The organism is Actinophytocola sp. (assembly GCF_049647105.1).
Taxonomy (GTDB): Bacteria; Actinomycetota; Actinomycetes; order Mycobacteriales; family Pseudonocardiaceae; genus Actinophytocola.
Genome location: NZ_JBARWZ010000076.1, coordinates 35,708 through 51,732, shown reverse-complemented (window position 1 = coordinate 51,732; position 16,025 = coordinate 35,708). Strand labels below are relative to the sequence as shown.

General features: G+C 70.2%; 18 protein-coding genes. 6 read left to right on the top strand and 12 right to left on the bottom strand.

Annotated elements, in window-relative coordinates; all coding sequences use genetic code 11:
• Positions 1-218: 218 nt before the first annotated feature.
• Positions 219-476, bottom strand: a complete 258-nt coding sequence (locus WBA97_RS09485) for a hypothetical protein (RefSeq protein WP_424230361.1) — start codon at positions 474-476, stop codon at positions 219-221.
• Between the two features lie 180 nt (positions 477-656).
• On the opposite strand from WBA97_RS09485, the gene WBA97_RS09480 reads away from it, so the two are divergent.
• The 3 genes from WBA97_RS09480 (at position 657) to WBA97_RS09470 (ending at position 1,812) form a co-directional block, all read left to right on the top strand.
• A complete protein-coding gene (locus WBA97_RS09480) occupies positions 657-824 on the top strand; it encodes a hypothetical protein (RefSeq protein ID WP_424230360.1) in 168 nt (55 codons plus the stop codon).
• Positions 821-1,204, top strand: coding sequence for a hypothetical protein (locus tag WBA97_RS09475; RefSeq protein WP_424230359.1), 384 nt, complete (start codon positions 821-823; stop codon positions 1,202-1,204). The genes WBA97_RS09480 and WBA97_RS09475 overlap by 4 nt, the downstream gene beginning before the upstream one ends.
• Positions 1,205-1,683: 479 nt before the next feature.
• Positions 1,684-1,812 (top strand): hypothetical protein, encoded by a 129-nt coding sequence (locus WBA97_RS09470; RefSeq protein ID WP_424230358.1) that lies wholly within the window; start codon positions 1,684-1,686, stop codon positions 1,810-1,812.
• Positions 1,813-2,140: 328 nt separating this feature from the next.
• Here the strand turns inward: WBA97_RS09470 and WBA97_RS09465 are convergent, their stop codons facing one another.
• The 3 genes from WBA97_RS09465 to WBA97_RS09455 form a co-directional block, all read right to left on the bottom strand.
• Positions 2,141-3,880, bottom strand: coding sequence for a SulP family inorganic anion transporter (locus WBA97_RS09465; protein ID WP_424230357.1), 1,740 nt, complete (start codon positions 3,878-3,880; stop codon positions 2,141-2,143).
• Positions 3,877-4,548, bottom strand: coding sequence for a GAP family protein (locus WBA97_RS09460; protein ID WP_424230356.1), 672 nt, complete (start codon positions 4,546-4,548; stop codon positions 3,877-3,879). The genes WBA97_RS09465 and WBA97_RS09460 overlap by 4 nt, the downstream gene beginning before the upstream one ends.
• Before the next feature lie 197 nt (positions 4,549-4,745).
• Positions 4,746-7,730 (bottom strand): glycine--tRNA ligase, encoded by a 2,985-nt coding sequence (locus tag WBA97_RS09455; RefSeq protein WP_424230362.1) that lies wholly within the window; start codon positions 7,728-7,730, stop codon positions 4,746-4,748.
• 51 nt (positions 7,731-7,781) lie between these two features.
• Between WBA97_RS09455 and WBA97_RS09450 the strand changes: the two genes are divergently transcribed.
• On the top strand, positions 7,782-8,606 hold the full coding sequence (locus tag WBA97_RS09450; protein WP_424230355.1) for an alpha/beta hydrolase: 825 nt from the start codon (positions 7,782-7,784) through the stop codon (positions 8,604-8,606).
• On the opposite strand, the gene WBA97_RS09445 is transcribed toward WBA97_RS09450, so the two are convergent.
• On the bottom strand, positions 8,590-8,910 hold the full coding sequence (locus WBA97_RS09445; RefSeq protein WP_424230354.1) for a WhiB family transcriptional regulator: 321 nt from the start codon (positions 8,908-8,910) through the stop codon (positions 8,590-8,592). The genes WBA97_RS09450 and WBA97_RS09445 overlap by 17 nt on opposite strands.
• A gap of 161 nt (positions 8,911-9,071) precedes the next feature.
• Here WBA97_RS09445 and WBA97_RS09440 point away from each other — a divergent pair, with 161 nt between their 5' ends.
• Complete coding sequence (locus WBA97_RS09440) at positions 9,072-10,010, top strand: Ku protein (protein WP_424230353.1); 939 nt, start codon at positions 9,072-9,074, stop codon at positions 10,008-10,010.
• A gap of 55 nt (positions 10,011-10,065) precedes the next feature.
• Here the strand turns inward: WBA97_RS09440 and gcvT are convergent, their stop codons facing one another.
• From gcvT to WBA97_RS09405, 7 genes are all read right to left on the bottom strand, one after another.
• A complete protein-coding gene (gene gcvT / locus WBA97_RS09435; RefSeq protein WP_424230352.1) occupies positions 10,066-11,163 on the bottom strand; it encodes a glycine cleavage system aminomethyltransferase GcvT in 1,098 nt (365 codons plus the stop codon).
• 49 nt (positions 11,164-11,212) lie between these two features.
• A complete protein-coding gene (locus WBA97_RS09430; protein ID WP_424230351.1) occupies positions 11,213-12,076 on the bottom strand; it encodes a hypothetical protein in 864 nt (287 codons plus the stop codon).
• 14 nt (positions 12,077-12,090) lie between these two features.
• The gene (locus tag WBA97_RS09425) at positions 12,091-12,579 is read right to left on the bottom strand and encodes a SigE family RNA polymerase sigma factor (protein ID WP_424230350.1); all 489 of its coding nucleotides are present in this window, start codon (positions 12,577-12,579) and stop codon (positions 12,091-12,093) included.
• A gap of 128 nt (positions 12,580-12,707) precedes the next feature.
• A complete protein-coding gene (locus WBA97_RS09420; RefSeq protein WP_424230349.1) occupies positions 12,708-13,439 on the bottom strand; it encodes an energy-coupling factor ABC transporter ATP-binding protein in 732 nt (243 codons plus the stop codon).
• A complete protein-coding gene (gene cbiQ / locus WBA97_RS09415) occupies positions 13,436-14,152 on the bottom strand; it encodes a cobalt ECF transporter T component CbiQ (RefSeq protein ID WP_424230348.1) in 717 nt (238 codons plus the stop codon). The genes WBA97_RS09420 and cbiQ overlap by 4 nt, the downstream gene beginning before the upstream one ends.
• Complete coding sequence (locus WBA97_RS09410) at positions 14,149-14,520, bottom strand: PDGLE domain-containing protein (RefSeq protein ID WP_424230347.1); 372 nt, start codon at positions 14,518-14,520, stop codon at positions 14,149-14,151. Before WBA97_RS09410 ends, cbiQ begins: the two co-directional genes overlap by 4 nt.
• Positions 14,517-15,212 (bottom strand): energy-coupling factor ABC transporter permease, encoded by a 696-nt coding sequence (locus tag WBA97_RS09405; protein ID WP_424230346.1) that lies wholly within the window; start codon positions 15,210-15,212, stop codon positions 14,517-14,519. Before WBA97_RS09405 ends, WBA97_RS09410 begins: the two co-directional genes overlap by 4 nt.
• A 75-nt stretch (positions 15,213-15,287) precedes the next feature.
• Here WBA97_RS09405 and WBA97_RS09400 point away from each other — a divergent pair, with 75 nt between their 5' ends.
• Positions 15,288-16,025, top strand: a complete 738-nt coding sequence (locus WBA97_RS09400; RefSeq protein ID WP_424230345.1) for a helix-turn-helix domain-containing protein — start codon at positions 15,288-15,290, stop codon at positions 16,023-16,025.

The window sequence follows — 16,025 nt, the reverse complement described above, 5'->3', positions numbered from 1 at the left end:
CAGCGCACCCTCGGATCGTGAGTGGTTGGCGGCTGGGTGCCGTCCCTAGTCCGCCTCCCCGGCATCAAAAGTGTTCGTCCCGACCCAGCGCACCCTCGGATCGTGAGTGGTTGGTGGCTGGGTTGCCGTCACGTTCCCCTGAGGTCACTGTTGAGCAGGTCCCGGCCCTCGCCCCAAAGATCCATGAGGCAGCTCCAGACCAGTCACCGCTTTCCTTCCTAGAGCAGTACCACTTCTCTTGTGCCATCGGGGCCGGTCAGCAGGATCTGCTCATCTTGCTCGCGTACCGCCCGGTAGACGAAGTCGCCGTAGCCGACCAGACGTCGCAGAGCCTCGGTGAGCGTCACACCCTCCCGTTCGATGACGATCTCGAGCGCGCGGACCATCTCCGGCGAGATCGCCACGTTGATCCGCTTCGGCTCGGCGGTGAGGCGGCCTTGGGGCGCTTCCTCGACATCCGGGCGGTTACCCAGCATGACCACATCACTTCCTCTGTCGGCCCCGATTTGTCAAGTCTGGCACGGGACATACACATAAGCAACAGGTTCCTAGCACGCAATCACCGTTGTTTATGTGGCAATCTGGAGTTACCCTGCTTCTTAGGGTGATGTTCGCAATGCGAACACCCCACTCCGGCCCCACGAAGGAACCCCGTCATGCAGGACACGAGCCCCGCGGCCAGGACGCCGCGCGACGACGAGCCGGTACCCGGCCGCGTCGCGGACGACGACACCTGCGCGGCGGTCACGTGGTACGAGGAAGGTGGCGACCAGCCCGTCGACGAGCCACTGATCGCGCTGATCCCACTGCCGGACCTGTCATGATCCGCAGGAACCGGCCGGGCGAGGTCACCGACGACGGCACGTGGGTGGACCGCTCACCACCGGGCAACCGCGAACTGATCGCCCGTGGCAGGGAACTGGAGCTGCGCGAACGACAGGCCGAGCTCGAGGCGAAGAAGGCCGCCCGGCGTCACTACCTGCGCATGCAGAAGTGGGTGCTGCTCGGCGTCGGCATGTTGATACTGCTGACCATCATCACGCTGGTGGTGGGCCTGTGGATCGGCGCCCTTTCTCCGGCGCTGGCCACGGAACTGGCGCGCACGATGCTGCCGATCCTGCTCGGTGCGGCCGCCACGATCGTCGGCGCGTTCTTCGGAGCGGGCGCGAACGTCAACCCGAACCGGTTCGACCGGGATCAGTGAGCCCGGATTGAACGGGGACGAGCACGATGAGCGGCAGGTCAGCGGGCGGCTCGTCACCGGTCTCGAACCACGTGCAGTCGACGGGCTCGAGACCACTCACGCGCCATGGGGGCCGCTCCGCGTGCCGTCGGTACGCGGCGGAGCTGGTGTCAGGCATGTGCTTCGCGCCTCCCGGCGGGCCGTCGATGCAGGTCAGCTCGGTCGGCCCACCTTGAGCGTAACCCTCCGGAGGCGACCTGACAACACTCTGTGAGTGTCAATTACGTGTAGTTATCGTGTTGCATCCGCACCAGCAACGCACATACACTTAACCCGAATGCCCCAACTTAACGCAACGGGATGTGACCATGACGGCCAAGGGTGCACCATCCGAACCCGCGGGACAGCAGACTTCCACGAAGACAGAACCGAAGAGGATCAATGTCGCTGTTTCACCGGATACTGTGCGTGCACTCGAGAACGTCATCGAGCGAGAGGGCGTGACCCTGACCGAGGCGCTCCGGCGGCTGGTCGGGTATGGGGACTTCGTTTACCGCGCCGTGCGGGAGGACCGGGAACAGCTGATCGTCAAGGGGACCGAGGGGTCTCGGGAGGTCGTGCTTCTCTGACCCTCCTGGGGGGCTGGGGTTTCCGGGGATGGTTTCGGCGACGGCCTGCCGCGGTCACGGCGTGACGATGGCGAAATTCTTGTCGCCCGGTTCGAGCACCGCCGCGAGCCGCGCCGGTGCCACGGGAGGCCGCCGTCATACCCCGAGCCTCGTCCCGACCCCGGGGTAGAACTTCACCCCGAAACGGTCGACTTCCGACCCGCTGCCCGCCAACCCTCGCCGGACAGCGCTGCCACAAGCCGACCGGTCGTACCGTCGAGGGCGAGGACGCGGCGGCTCCTCACCCGAAACAGATGAAGTCGGTCCGGAGCACCCCTGGCGTCCCGGGTCACGGGCCGTCCGTGCCGGCCATGTGCTGCCGCGCGGCCGCGACGGCGGAGTCCACGTCCGGGTGGACGGTGATCGGCGTGTCGCGTGCCGCGCGTTCGAGCACGTCGCGGAGCTGGCCGATCGGGTGGGCGAGGGCAAGGGTGACGTCGCGGTGGGCGAGGTCGCCTGCGAGTTGGACAAGCATGTCGGTGGCGGTGACGTCGATGAACGGGGCGGTCTCGGTGTCGAGGATGACGGCGCGGGTGGCGTCGGTGAGCTGCGCGAGGACGTGTGCGTGGATGTGGTCGGCGTTGGCGAAGAACAGCCCGGACTCCACCCGCAGGACGAGCACCGAGGGGTCGGTGGACAGGCCGGGATGGCGGCCCATGTCCAGCCACACGCGCGGGCGGTCGTCCTGGCCGGTGCCGGTCTGGCCGCTCCTGCTGGCGAGGCGGGCGATGTGCGGGCGGGAGGAACGGTAGAGCAGCAGGGTCAGCGAGACGACGATGCCGATGACCAGGCCGGGCACGGTGTCGAAGATGAGCACGCCGAGCAGGGCGGTCAGGGCGGCGAGGAAGTCCGCGCGGGCGGCCCAGCCGTAGATGCCGCCAAGGGCATGTGTCCACACGCGATGCAGGCGCCGCAGCGCCGGGATGTCGACGAGCTCGATCACGGCGGCGATGACGATGGCGGCGAGCGTGGCTTCCGGCAATGGTTCGAACAGGCCGGTGAGGAACAGCAGCGTGAGCACGGTCAGTGCGGCGACGGTGAGCCCGGAGAGCTGGCTCTTCGCACCGGCGCCGCCGTTGACCGCGGTCTTGGACAGGCTGCCGTTGACCACCATGCCCGAGGTCAGCCCGGCGCCGAGGTTGGCCGCGCCAAGGCCGAACAACTCGCGGTTGGGGTCGATGTCCACACCGGCCTTCGCGGCGTAGGTCTTCGCCGCACCGAGGCCCTCGGCGTAGCCGACCAGCAGCACGCCGCAGGCCGCGCCCGCGAGCGTCGGGTAGTCACCCGGCCCGGTGTCGGGCAGGCCGAAATGGGGCAGGCCGGCGTCGATGGGGCCGACGATCGCCACGCCGTGGGCCTCGAGACCGAACACCGCGACCGCGGCGATGGCGAGGACGACGGCGACCAGCGAGCCGGGCACCAGCGGCAGCCACCGGCGCAGCAGCAGCACCAGCACCAGGCTCGCCACGCCGACGGCGAGTGTCGCGACGTTGGTGTCGCCGAGTTGGCCGAGCACGGCGCCGAGTTGCGCGAAGAAGTCCCCTTCGCCTTTCTCGACGCCGAACATCTTCGGCAGCTGACCGACCATGATCGTCAGTGCGAGCCCGATGATGAACCCCTTGAGCACCGGCGCGGAGATGAACGAGGCGAGGAATCCCAGCCGGGCCAGGCCTGCGACGATGCCGAGCAGGCCGGTGACGAGCGCCAGTGCCGTGGTGAGGGCGAGATACTGGTCGCTGCCGCCGTCGGCCAGGTCGCCGATGATGCCCGCCGACAGCGCGGCGGTCGCCGACATGGACGCCACGATCAGGTGCGGGGACGAGCCGATCAGCGCGTAGAGCACCAGCGAGGGCACGGCCGCGTACAGGCCGACCACCGGCGGCACTCCCGCGATCGTGGCATAGGCCAGCGACTCGGGCACCAGTACCGCCCACACGGTCAGCCCGGCCAGCAGGTCGGTGCGCAACCAGGATCGTCGGTAGCCCCGCAGCGAGCCTGCGATCAGCGGCGTGCCGCCGCGACGGGTCACACCAGGCCGCCGATGGCCTTGCCGACGAGCACGAAGCCGATGACCAGCAGCATGGTGCCCATCACCGCCGCGTTGTGCGCGGCGAGCCAGGTGTGCAGCGACTCCAGCGGGCGGGCCATCCGCTTGCGGCCCACCGCGTAGGCGAGCACGGGCAGCGACACGGTGCAGGTCGCGAGCACCGTGAAGATCACCACCGCCCAGCTGTCCTGCCCGGCCGACAGCCCGCCGGAGGCGATCGTGGTGCCTGCGGCGACGCACATCAGCAGGTTCTTCGGGTTCACCGCGGACAGCAGCAGCCCCAGCCCGGCGGCCTTGGGCGCGGTGAACCGGTCGATCGCCGCCATCCACTTCGGCGCGGACGGCTCCGCGCCCGCCCGAGGACGTGACTGCCACTGCCGCGCCGCCAGGAGCAGCAGCAGCACCCCCAGTACCAGCTTGATCCATGACGCCGTCGATGACGGCTCGCCACTACCCATGTCAAACGTGCCGGCCAACAGCAGGAACACCACGGTCGCCGCCGCGACACCGACCACCCACCCGGCGAGGAACCCGGCACTGGTGCCACCCGCCTTCGGCGCCAGCAACATCAGAATGACCGCGATGATCGGGATCGGGGAGATCGCCACCCCGACCGCCAACGGAAGCAGGTCGCCCAGCGTCTGCCCCATCCGCCAACCTCCGCAACGTCATGCCCGGTCATCGCATGGCCGTTGCCCCGGCTTGTCGAGGTAGAGGCGGTCGCACACCCGGTCCAGGTCTGCGCCGGTCATCGCGGCCCGACCACGCGGCCACGGACGCCACGTCACGAACATGTCGCATTGACCGGCGCCGTGACCTCCTCCGATGCGGATGAGATCTGCCGTGGTTAATCCGCGGCGAAACTCGTTCCCAGCGCCTGCCAGTCCAGCACCGGCGCGGCCAGGTCCCGAATGGTGGCGAGCAAACCGAGTCGGGCGGCCCGCACCTCGGCGTCCTCCGACATCACGAGAATGTCGTCGAAGAACGTGTTGATGGGAGCGGTGAGCGAGGTGGCCGCCAGCACGAAGCCCGCCAGAGCGGACGTGGCCATGGCGTCCTTGGCCTTCACCAGCTCGCCGTGCAGCGCCACCTCGGCGGGCTCCACCAACCGCGCGGGGTCGTACTCCGGCCGAGTGCCGGCCGGGACGATCCGGCGAACCCGCTGCAGAGCGGTCACCAACGCGGCGAACTCGGAATCCCCGGCACGCTGCTCGATCTCGCGAAGAGTGGCTTCCGCACCGGCCGGAGCACCCGCCAGCGGCAGCACCGCGGCCACATGACGATGGTCATGCCCCGCGTCGAGCAACTGCTGCTCGTAACGGCGGACGACGAACTCCTCGACCTCCGCCAGCGTCTCCTCGCGCACCTCGATGCCCTGTGCCCGCACGTGATCCGCCGCCGACCGCAACCCCCGGCCCAGGGTGATGTCCGACAGCGCGGGGTGCGCTCGCAGAATGCTGATCACCCCGGCCGCGGCCCGGCGCAGGCCGAACGGGTCCGAGCTTCCCGTCGGCGCGGCACCCACCGCGAACAGGCCGACCAGCATGTCGAAACGGTCCGCCAGCGCCAGTACCGCGCCCGGCACCGTCGCCGGGGGACGGTCACCGGACGAGCGGGGGCGTTCCATGTCGAACAACGCCTCGGCCACGGCCTGGGGCTCGCCAGAGCGGGCCGCGTACTCGCGGGCCATGACGCCGGCGAGGCTGGTCAGTTCGATGACCATCTGCGAGGCAAGGTCGAACTTCGCGAGCGCCGCCGCCCGGTCCAGTGTGGAGCGGTCCGTTGTGGACAGTTCGGCGCCGAGGTCGCCTGCCACCGCCGCGACCCGAGCCGCGCGGTCGGCCATGGACCCGAGCTTCTCCTCGAACGCGAGACGGCGCAGGCCTGCCTTCATGATCTCCGGGGCGACCTTCAGGTCCGCGCGCCAGAAGAAGCTCGCGTCCTCGTACCTGGCCCGCAGCACCGCCTCGTTGCCCGCACGCACGGCATCCTGGTCACAGGCACCGTTGGCCACCGCAACGAAGTGGGGCAGCAGCTCGCCATCGGCCGTGCGGACCGGAAGGTAGCGCTGGTGCTTGCGCATCACCGTCGTCAGGATCTCCTGCGGCAGCTCGAGATAGGTCTCCGAGAAACCACCCAGGATGGCGTTCGGGGCCTCGACGAGGTTGGTGATCTCGTCGATGAGGCCCGCCTCGGCCTGCTCGTCGATCGTGCCGCCGACCGTGGCCGCCAGGTCGCGCGCCGCCTTCACGATCTGCTCGCGGCGGACCGTCATCGACGCCACGATGCCGTGTCCCGCAAGGAAGTCCAGGTAGCCGGCCGCGGTCTCGACCGGCACCACCGGCTGGGCGGCCGTGCGGTGCACGCGGGTCTCGCGGCCTGCCGTCATCGACGACGCCGTCACCGGGACCACCCGGTCGCCCAGCAGCGCGACCAGCCAGCGGACCGGACGCGTGAACGACAGCTTCCGGTCGTTCCACCGCATGTTCTTGTCAGCACGCAGCTCCGTGACCACCTCGCCGAGCACACCGCTCAGCACCTCGAGCGCGCCGCGACCGAGGTCGGTCCTCGTGACACCGACGTACTCGACGCCGTCCTGCTCGACCCGCTCCAGCGCGGCCGGGTCGATCTTCTGACCGCGGGCGAAGCCCTGGGCGGCCTTCGTCGGGGCGCCCTCGGCGTCGAACGCCGCCGAGGCACGCGGGCCGCGGACGAAACGCTCGGCGTCCGGCTCCCTCGGGGCCACGCGCCCGACCCGCACCACGATGCGGCGCGGGGTCGCGTCGGCCACCACGTCGCCGTGGTCGAGGCGGGTCGCCGCCAGCTTCGACGCGACCGCGTCGCGGATCGCCGCCGCGCTGCGTGTCACCTCGTGCGGCGGCAGTTCCTCGGTGCCGATCTCGAACAGCAGCGGGGCGGGCTCGGTGACCTCCGCGAACTCCGCGGGCACCTCGGCGGCCGGGGGCAGCTCCGACATGCCCAGCGGGTGACCGAGCTCCTCGCGGCGCTCCGCCCACAGCGCCGACACCTCGCGGGCAAGGCCACGCATCCGCGCGAACGCCTTCGCGCGTTCCGTCGTGGAGACCGCGCCGCGGGAGTCCAGCACGTTGAACGTGTGCGAGCACTTGAGCACGTGCAGGTGGGCGGGCACGGGCAGCCGCGCGTCCAGCATGCGCCGGGCCTCGTTGGCGTAGTCCTCGAACAGGCGTTTCTGCGTCTCGACGTCGGCGTCGTCGAGGTAGAAGCGGCTCATCTCGTACTCGGCCTGGCCGAACGCCTCGCCGTAGGTGATGCCCGGCGCGTACTGGATGTCCTTGAAGTGGCTCACGCCCTGCAGCGCCATGATGATGCGCTCGACGCCGTAGGTGACCTCGACCGACACCGGGTCGAGGCTCATGCCGCCCGCCTGCTGGAAGTAGGTGAACTGGGTGATCTCCAGCCCGTCCAGCCACACCTCCCAGCCAAGACCCCATGACCCGGTCGCCGGGTTGGCCCAGTTGTCCTCGACGAAGCGGATGTCGTGGGCGTGGATGTCGATGCCCAGCGCCTCGAGGCTCGCGAGGTACTGCTCCTGCGGGTCGCCCGGGTCGGGCTTCAGGATCACCTGGAACTGGGTGTGCGTCTGCAGCCGGTTGGGGTTCTCGCCGTACCGGGCGTCGTCGGGGCGCACGCTGGGCTCGACGTAGGCCACCCGCCACGGCTCCGGACCGAGCACCCGCAGAATGGTCGCCGGGTTGAGCGTGCCGGCACCGACCTCGGTGTTGAACGGCTGCACGATCATGCAACCCCGGTCGGTCCAGTACTTGGTCAAGGCGATCAGCGCGTCCTGCATGGTCAGCACCCACAAAACCCTAATGAAAGGCCCTTCGGGAACACTGGGCGGGTGCCTCGATGGCTGGTGGTCGGCGCGACGACGACGGTGGTGGTCGTCGTGGTCGTGCTGGCGCTCGCCTACTTCTTCCAGCGGAAGCTGATCTACCTGCCGTCGAACGGGCCGCTGCCGCCCGCCGCGCGGGTGCTGCCCGGCGCCCGTGACGTGCGGCTCACCACCGGGGACGGGCTCACGCTGGGTGCCTGGTACGTCCCGGCCACCGGACCCGGCCTGGGGTTCACCGTGCTGGTCGCGAACGGCAACGGCGGCGACCGGTCACACCGGACCGAGCTGGCCGCCGCGCTGCGGGCCGAGGGCCTTTCGGTACTCCTGTTCGACTACCGGGGGTACGGCGGCAACCCCGGCGACCCGAGCGCAGACGGGCTCGCGCTGGACGTGCGGGCCGCCCACGCGTACCTGGCCGGCGAGCTGAGGGTGCCAAGGGACCGGCTGGTCTATTTCGGGGAGAGCCTCGGTGGCGCCGTGGTGACCGAGCTGGCGGTGGAGCACCCGCCCTCGGGCCTGGTGCTGCGTTCCCCGTTCACCGAGCTGGCGGACACCGCGGCCGAGCACTACCCGTTCCTGCCCGTGCGCATGCTGCTGCGGGACCGGTTCCCCGTCGCAGAGCAGGTGCGGCGGATCGACGTGCCGACGACCGTGGTCTACGGGACGGCCGACTCGGTCGTCCCGCCCGGGCAGAGCCGCGCGGTCGCCGAGGCGGCGGCGGGGCCGGTGCGGGTGGTCGAGATCAGGGGCGCAGACCACAACGACCCGGTCCTGGTGGCCGGGTCGCGGGTGGTCGATGCGGTGGTGGAGCTGGTCAACTCGCGTCGCTGACCTGCAGTTTGTCGCTGACCTGTAGTTTCTTGCGGTGCGCGTAGGCGGCGCGGCGCTCGGACTCGTCGAGTCCGCCCCAGATGCCGTACGGCTCGTACACGGTCAGCGCGTGATGGCGGCACTGCACGATCACCGGACAACCGCGGCAGACCTCCTTCGCCCGCTCGACCCGTTCCTCCCGCGCCTGGCCACGCTCCGCCCTCGGGTGGAAGAACATGTCGCTGTTGCGGCCTCGGCAGGCAGCCAGTCGCTGCCAGTCCCACGTTTCCGAAATCGGACCGGGCAGCCGGGAAACGTCCACCATGGCTGGCTCCTTCACAACATCGCGCTTGACCTGTTCGCCGAGGTGGTACCCGGGTCGTTCGGGACGCAAACTTCACGGTGGCGAAAGTCGCGGACTGGTGCGTCGTAGCAGGAAAGGGCCATCATGACCATGACGCAACAGCCAGGTGGAGGGCAGTAGCAGTGGCGCGACCGATCTGGAGCGGAGCCATCAACTTCGGGTTGGTGACGATTCCCGTCGAGTTGTACAGCGCGACAGAGGACCACACGATCAGCTTCCGGCAGTTCGAGCGGGGGACCTCGGACCGGATCCGGTACAAGCGGATCAACGAGCGCACCGGCAAGGAGGTCGCGTTCTCCGACATCGTCAAGGGCGCGGACGTCGGCGGCGGCGAGTACGTGATCATCGAGCCGGAGGAGCTGGACCAGATCGCGCCAGGCCGGTCCCGCACGATCGACATCAACTCGTTCGTCGACCTGGAGGACATCGACCCGATCCACTTCCAGAAGACGTACTGGCTCGCGCCCGCCAAGGAGGAGTACAGCAAGTCGTACTCGCTGCTGCTCCAGGCGATGGAGAAGACGAACCGCGCCGGGGTCGCGTCGTTCGTGATGCGCGGCAAGGAATACCTGACGGCCGTGCGTGCCGGGGACGGGCTGCTCGTGCTGAACACGCTGCTGTTCCCCGAGGACATCCGGGACCCGGCCAAGGAGCTGAAGTCACTGCCGGAAGTCGCGTCCGCGCGCGGCAAGGAAATCGACATGGCCGTCAACCTGATCGAGTCGATGTCGGACGAGTGGCGGCCCGACGAGTACCACGACACCTACACCGAGCAGGTCGAGAAGCTGATCGAGTCCAAGCGGGAGGGCAAGGAGATCGTCGCAGAGGCCGAGCCGTCCGAGCCGACGAAGGTCGTCGACCTGTTCGAGGCGCTGTCGCGCAGCGTCGAGGGGCGCAAGAAGGGCCGGGCGGCGCCGAAGTCCCCGAACCTGGACGACCTCAGCAAGGCCGACCTGGACAAGCTCGCGAAGGAGCTCGACGTCAAGGGCCGCTCCAAGATGAACCGCGACGAGCTGGCCAAGGCGGTCGCGGACGCGCAGAGCACGGCGGCCGCGTCCTGACACACTGGAGGGCGTCGCCAGGACGGATGTCCTCGAAGGCGCCCTCCGGGGTTTGTCACGCGCGCTTGTAGAACGGCAGCTTCACCACCGAAACGGGCATCGCCTTGCCTCGGATGTCCACGGTCAGCTGGGTGCCGGGCTCGGTCAGTGCGGGCGGCACGTACGCCATCGCGATCGGGTGGCCCAGCGTGGGCGACAGGGCGCCGCTCGTCACCGTGCCGACCTGCTTGTCGCCGTCCATCACCGGGTAGCCGTGCCGAGCCGCCCTGCGGCCATCGGCGATCAGGCCCACCAGCACCTGCTCCACCGCGTCGCCCGCGTCGCGGCGGCGTTCCAGCGCGGCGCGGCCGACGAAGTCCGCGGGCTTGTCGAACTTCACGACCCGGCCGAGACCGGCGTCGAACGGGGTCATGTCGGCGGTCAGCTCGTTGCCGTACAACGGCATCCCGGCCTCCAGGCGCAGCGTGTCGCGGCACGCGAGGCCGGCGGGCAGCAGGCCGTGCTCCTCGCCGGCGGCAGACAGCGTTTCCCACACGTGCGGAGCGTGCGGCGCCTCCGCGTACACCTCGAAGCCGTCCTCACCGGTGTAGCCGGTCCTGGCGAGCAGCACGTCGTGGCCGCCGATGCGGGTCGGCACGCTGCCGTAGTACGGCAGTGCCCCGAGGTCCGCGTCGCACACCGCGCCGACGATGTCCACGGCCTTCGGGCCCTGCACGGCGATCAGCGCGCAGTCGGTCGACCGGTCGGTGACCTCGACCGTGAACCCCTCGGCCCGCGCCGTCAGCTCGGCGTGGACCACCGCGGCGTTCGACGCGTTCGCGACCACCATGAAGTGGTCCTCGCCGATCCGGTACACGACCAGGTCGTCGAGCACGCCGCCATCGCCGTCGCAGATCATCGTGTACCGCGCGCGCCCCACCTTGACCGCCGACAGCTTGCCCACCAGCGCGTAGTCCAGCGCCCGCGCCGCCTCCGGGCCGGTCAGCTCGATCTCCCCCATGTGCGACAGATCGAACAGGCCCGCGGCCTCCCGCACCGCCTTGTGCTCGGCCAGCTCGCTGCCGTACCGGAGTGGCATCGACCAGCCTGCGAAGTCGGTGAAGGACGCACCGAGGCGGGTGTGCACGTCATTCAGCGGCGAAAGCGTACTCATGGCCCCGATCCTGCCTGGTGAGACACCAGGCAGGAACAACGGGGTGCCACTACCGGGGGAACAGCGTGAGATCCGGGTCGGTCGCGATCTCGGCCAGCTGGTCCGCGTCGAGGGACTCGACGTCCACGCTCGAGGGGAGCCCGTTCTTGCTGGACCAGGACAGGTCCCCGATGACGGCGGTGACCTCCGTGCCGTCCGCCCGGCGTGCGATGACGTCGATCTGGCTGCGGCCACCCGGAAAGTTAATGGTGTGCACCTTGACGTCGTCACCGGCCGGGGTGGTGAACTCGTCACAGGTCCGGGTGGGGTCGACGTCCGGGATGCCCTCGCACGGGTACTGCTTCTCGACCCAGGCGGGATTCACGATCAGGTAGATCATGCCCGTGCCGTCGGGGCCGCGCAGCAACGCCGACGCCTCGTAGCGGGCGCGGCCGTCACAGATCGGCAGTTCGGTCGGCGACTGGCTCACCTGGTAGAGCTCCAGCGGCTCGCGTGGCGTGCCGACGGGGTACTCGTCGCCGGGCACGAGTTCCAGCTCCGGGCGTTGTGCCAGGACGGCGGCGACCGCCGCCGGACCGAGGCGGGCCGCCGCGTCCCCTGCCGTCTCCCGGGGTTCCTCCGCGCACTGCGGTGGTCCCACCCGGTCGCCGGGGACGGGTACCGGCGATAGCTGGGTGGTGGGCGCGGGCGTCGTGGCGGGTGTGCCCGCGACCGGCGTGCCCCCGCCGTCGTCCCGTGTCATCGTGTAGGCGACCACGCCGGTCAGCAGCACCACCGCCACGCCAGCGGCGACCGCCGGGTTCGCCACCAGGCGAAGCCGGTCCGCGCGGCGGCCGCGGCCGATGACCGCGTCCACGTCGACCGTGGACGGCGGCACCTCCCCGATCGCGTCGTCGAAGTCTCGCTTGTCCATTCCGCACCTCTCCGCTAGTCGGTCTGCGCTGCCTTGGCACGCAACGTGTCGAGCCCCCGCGCGGTCTGGCTCTTCACGGTGCCTGCCGTGCAACCGAGGATCTCGGCGGTCTCCTCCACCGAGAGATCGCAGTAGAGGCGCAACACCACGGCGGCCCTGCGCTTGGCAGGCAGCCCGTCCAGCAGGTCGAGCAGCTGTGCCCGGCCGACCACGGCGAACTCGGCCGCGGTCGGCAGCTCCGGCAGCTCCTCGACGACCTGCTCACGCCGCCACGGCCTGCGCTTCTCGTCCAGCCAGGTACGCAGCAGCGCCTTGCGGACGTACGCGTCGATGCCGGGGGTCCCGCCGACCCTCGGCCAGTGCCGGTACAGCTTGCCGATGGTGATCGACACGAGGTCGTCCGCGGTGTGCCAGTCCCTGCACAGCAGGTACGCGGTGCGCCGCATGGTCTCCATCCGAGCCGTCACGTACTCGCGGTACGTGTTCTCCTCGGCGCGCTTCACCCCAGTGACCTCCTGTGCAGTGCCTCTACAACATCAGGAACGCGGCCCGTACACGGTGAGGTTGCTCCGGTGTCGAAGTTCGCTCCGCAAGCTCCGCTCAGAAACGATGCTCGCTCCGCAAGCTCCGCTCAGTCCATCCGAAAACCGAAAGGAAGTTCCAGCCGGTGTGCCGCGAGCAGCTCGGTGTCGGCCAGCAGCTCGCGGGTGGGGCCGTCGGCGACGACCACGCCGTCGTCGACCAGCACGCTGCGGGGGCACAGCTGCAACGCGTACGGCAGGTCGTGGGTGACCATCAGCGTGGTGCGGCCCAGCGACAGCAGCACCTCGGCCAGCTCGCGGCGCGCGACCGGCTCCAGGTTCGCCGACGGCTCGTCGAGCACGAGGATCTCCGGGTCGCAGGCCAGCACCGTGGCGAGCGCGACCCTGCGGCGCTGCCCACCCGACAGGTGCAGCGGCGACCGGTCGAGGTGCTCGGTCATGCCGACCGCGTCGAGAGCCTGGCGCACCCGTGCGTCCAGCTCGGCGCCGCGGAGCCCGAAGTTCGCGGGCCCGAACGCCACGTCCTCGCCGACGGTCTGCATGAACAGCTGGTCGTCGGGGTCCTGGAACACGATCCCGACGCGGCGGCGGATCTCGTGCAGGTTGGCCTTCTCCACCGGCAGCCCGGCGACCTCGATGGTCCCGGCACCCGCGGTGTGCACACCGTTGAGGTGCAACACGAGCGTGGTCTTGCCCGCGCCGTTCGGCCCCAGTACCGCCACCCGCTCCCCCTGCTCGACCCGCAGGTTGATGCCGTAGAGCGCCTGATGCCCGTCCGGATAGGCGAAAGCGAGTCCCTTGACCAGGAGCGCCGGTGTCATGGGAGGAATAGTGCCGTGCCGAGCACGGCGGCCGTGACCAGCACCGGGGTAAGGCCCGCCAGCCAGGTGGCGGCGGGAGCCGCCGTGCCGCGGTCGGGCATGGCGCCGGTCCAGCCGCGCGACACCATCGCGAGGTGCACCCGCTCGCCCCGCTCGTAGCTGCGGATGAACAACGCGCCGATGCCGCGTGCGGTCGCGCCGACCTGCCACAGGAAGCGCGGGTCGTGCCCCCGGGAGATCCTGGCGAGCCGCATCCGCCGCGCCTCGGCCGCGATGACCTCCAGGTAGCGCAGCATCAGCGTCGCGATCGTGGTCAGCACGGTCGGTGTGCGCAGCCGCTGCAGGCCGACGATCAGCTCACGCGGGGTGGTCGTCGCGGCCAGTGTCAGCGAGGTGAGGACGCCGAGCGTGCCCTTGGCGAGGATGTTCCACCCGGCGAGCGCACCGGCCGCGCCGCCGAAGATCGGCATGAGCACCGCGATCACCACGAACGGCACCTCGATCAGCGCCCGCTTCGCGAAGTGCGACACCGGCACCCGCGCGATCCCCCACACGGTGACGATCAGCAGCAGGTACAGCCCGAACGCCCAGAACGCCTCGCGCGGCGTGGCGACCACGCAGATGACCGTGAGCAACGCGGCGACGATCTTGACCTGCGCGGGCAGCCGGTGCACGGCCGACGTGCCCGGATGGTGCAGGATCTCCGTGCTCATTCTTCCTGGTCGGTGGAGCGCCTGCGCAGCAGCCAGAACAGGCCACCGGCGGCGACCAGCGTGCCAGCGACCCCCAGGACACCGGCCACGCCGGTGAACCGGTCGTCGCCGCCCACCGCGTAGTCGGCCAGCGGGCCGTCCGCCAGGTCGTGGTCCTTGGCGTTCTTGGCGATGCAGTCGCCGGTCAGCTCCTCGCCCGCGTCGGTCTCCACGACCTCGCAGCCCGTCAGCGTCGCGGAGTCCAGCCCGTCCGGGTCGGAGTCGGCGAAGTAGGAGAACACCCCGGCGAACACGAGCGCCACGAGCGCGAAGCCCGCGAAGAACAGCCAGGTCCTCTTCTTGGTGGTGGTCTTGGTGGTCGTGGTCATGCCGCGCTCCGCACCTCGAGTGGCTTGGCCGTGCCCCGCAGCAGGTGCACGAGGTCGGGCCGGGACGCGGCGACCGCGGTGACCGTCAGCGCGGTGATGATGCCCTCGCCGATGCCGATCAACGCGTGCAGCCCGACCATGGTGCCGGTCACCCCGGCCAGGGAGAACGCCGCGTCGCCGCCGATCGCGAACTGGAGGACGAACCCGAGCGACGCGACCACCGTGTTGACGAACGCGGCCACGAAGGCGACCGTCGCGAGCCCCGCCCGGCCGCGTGTGGCGAGCGGCCGCAGCGCGACCGCCACCAGGTAGCCGGCGGCGGTGCCGATGATCGCCATGTTGGTGATGTTGGCGCCGAGCGCGGTCAGCCCGCCGTCGGCGAACACGAGTGCCTGCACCACCAGCACGATGCCAACGCACAGCGCGCCGACGTAGGGCCCGGCGAGGATCGCCGCGAGCGCGCCACCCAGCAGGTGACCGCTCACCCCCGGCAGGATCGGGAAGTTCAGCATCTGTGTGGCGAACACGAAGGCGGCGACGAGACCGGCCATCGGCGCGGTGCGGTCGTCGAGGTCACGGCGGGCGCCGACCATGGCGACCGCCATGCCGACCACCGCCACCCCGCCGAAGATCAGCGAGGTCGGAGCGTTGATCAGGCCGTCGCTCATGTGCATGGCTACGGTTGCGGACACGACCCCCATCCTAGTTACCACTAACAGGCAATCACCATAGTGTTGCAATAACGATCCCGGCCTACCCTGGGTGACATGCCCTTGGCTTTGTCGGTCGCCACCCAGCCGGACCCCCGGCTGAGACCGCTGCTGTCCAGGGACTACCTCCGCTTCCGGCAACCCGAGGAAGAGGGTGCCGCGTGGCTCGCGCCGCCGTCGACCGCGGTGACTGTGATCATCAACATGGGCGAGGCGTTCGGCGGGCTGCCGCACGCGTTCGTCGCAGGGCCCTCCGACGCCTGCGACGTGGTGTCGATGCACGGTGAGATCGACTGCGTCGAGCTGAAGCTCACCCCGCTCGGCGCCTACCGCCTGTTCGGCGTGCCGGTGTCCGAGCTGGTCAACGAGGTCGTCGCCCTCACCGAACTGGCCGACCTGCGCCCAGAGCGTCTCGATGACGGGCTGCTGCGGCTGGCGGACGCGGGGCCGGCACCGGCCGGCGAGGTCGCGTGGGTGTGGCGGCGGCTGCACGCAGCGCACGGGAACGTGCCGATCGCCGCGCTGGCCGCCGAGGTCGGGTGGAGCAGGCGCCACCTGGTCGACCGGTTCCGCGCACAGGCAGGCCTGGCGCCGAAGACCCTCGCGCGGGTCCTGCGGTTCGAGGAGTTGCTGCGGCGGCTGCCGACCGGGCGTTTCGCCGAGGTCGCGGCCGACTGCGGGTACTACGACCAGGCGCACATGAACCGCGACTTCCGCGAGTTCGCCGGCACCACCCCCGGCGACTGGCTGGCGCGGGTCCCTTCCGTCCAATACCCCTGGGTGCCCGCGCCCTAG

Excerpts from the sequence above, each read along its gene's own strand:
- WBA97_RS09410 (WP_424230347.1), bottom strand. The coding sequence starts at position 14,520 with ATGACCACGACCACCAAGACCACCACCAAGAAGAGGACCTGGCTGTTC.
- WBA97_RS09430 (WP_424230351.1), bottom strand. The coding sequence starts at position 12,076 with ATGGACAAGCGAGACTTCGACGACGCGATCGGGGAGGTGCCGCCGTCC.
- WBA97_RS09480 (WP_424230360.1), top strand. The coding sequence starts at position 657 with ATGCAGGACACGAGCCCCGCGGCCAGGACGCCGCGCGACGACGAGCCG.
- WBA97_RS09460 (WP_424230356.1), bottom strand. The coding sequence starts at position 4,548 with ATGGGGCAGACGCTGGGCGACCTGCTTCCGTTGGCGGTCGGGGTGGCG.
- WBA97_RS09400 (WP_424230345.1), top strand. The coding sequence starts at position 15,288 with ATGCCCTTGGCTTTGTCGGTCGCCACCCAGCCGGACCCCCGGCTGAGA.
- WBA97_RS09445 (WP_424230354.1), bottom strand. The coding sequence starts at position 8,910 with ATGGTGGACGTTTCCCGGCTGCCCGGTCCGATTTCGGAAACGTGGGAC.
- WBA97_RS09455 (WP_424230362.1), bottom strand. The coding sequence starts at position 7,730 with ATGCAGGACGCGCTGATCGCCTTGACCAAGTACTGGACCGACCGGGGT.
- WBA97_RS09485 (WP_424230361.1), bottom strand. The coding sequence starts at position 476 with ATGCTGGGTAACCGCCCGGATGTCGAGGAAGCGCCCCAAGGCCGCCTC.
- cbiQ (WP_424230348.1), bottom strand. The coding sequence starts at position 14,152 with ATGAGCACGGAGATCCTGCACCATCCGGGCACGTCGGCCGTGCACCGG.
- gcvT (WP_424230352.1), bottom strand. The coding sequence starts at position 11,163 with ATGAGTACGCTTTCGCCGCTGAATGACGTGCACACCCGCCTCGGTGCG.
- WBA97_RS09420 (WP_424230349.1), bottom strand. The coding sequence starts at position 13,439 with ATGACACCGGCGCTCCTGGTCAAGGGACTCGCTTTCGCCTATCCGGAC.
- WBA97_RS09475 (WP_424230359.1), top strand. The coding sequence starts at position 821 with ATGATCCGCAGGAACCGGCCGGGCGAGGTCACCGACGACGGCACGTGG.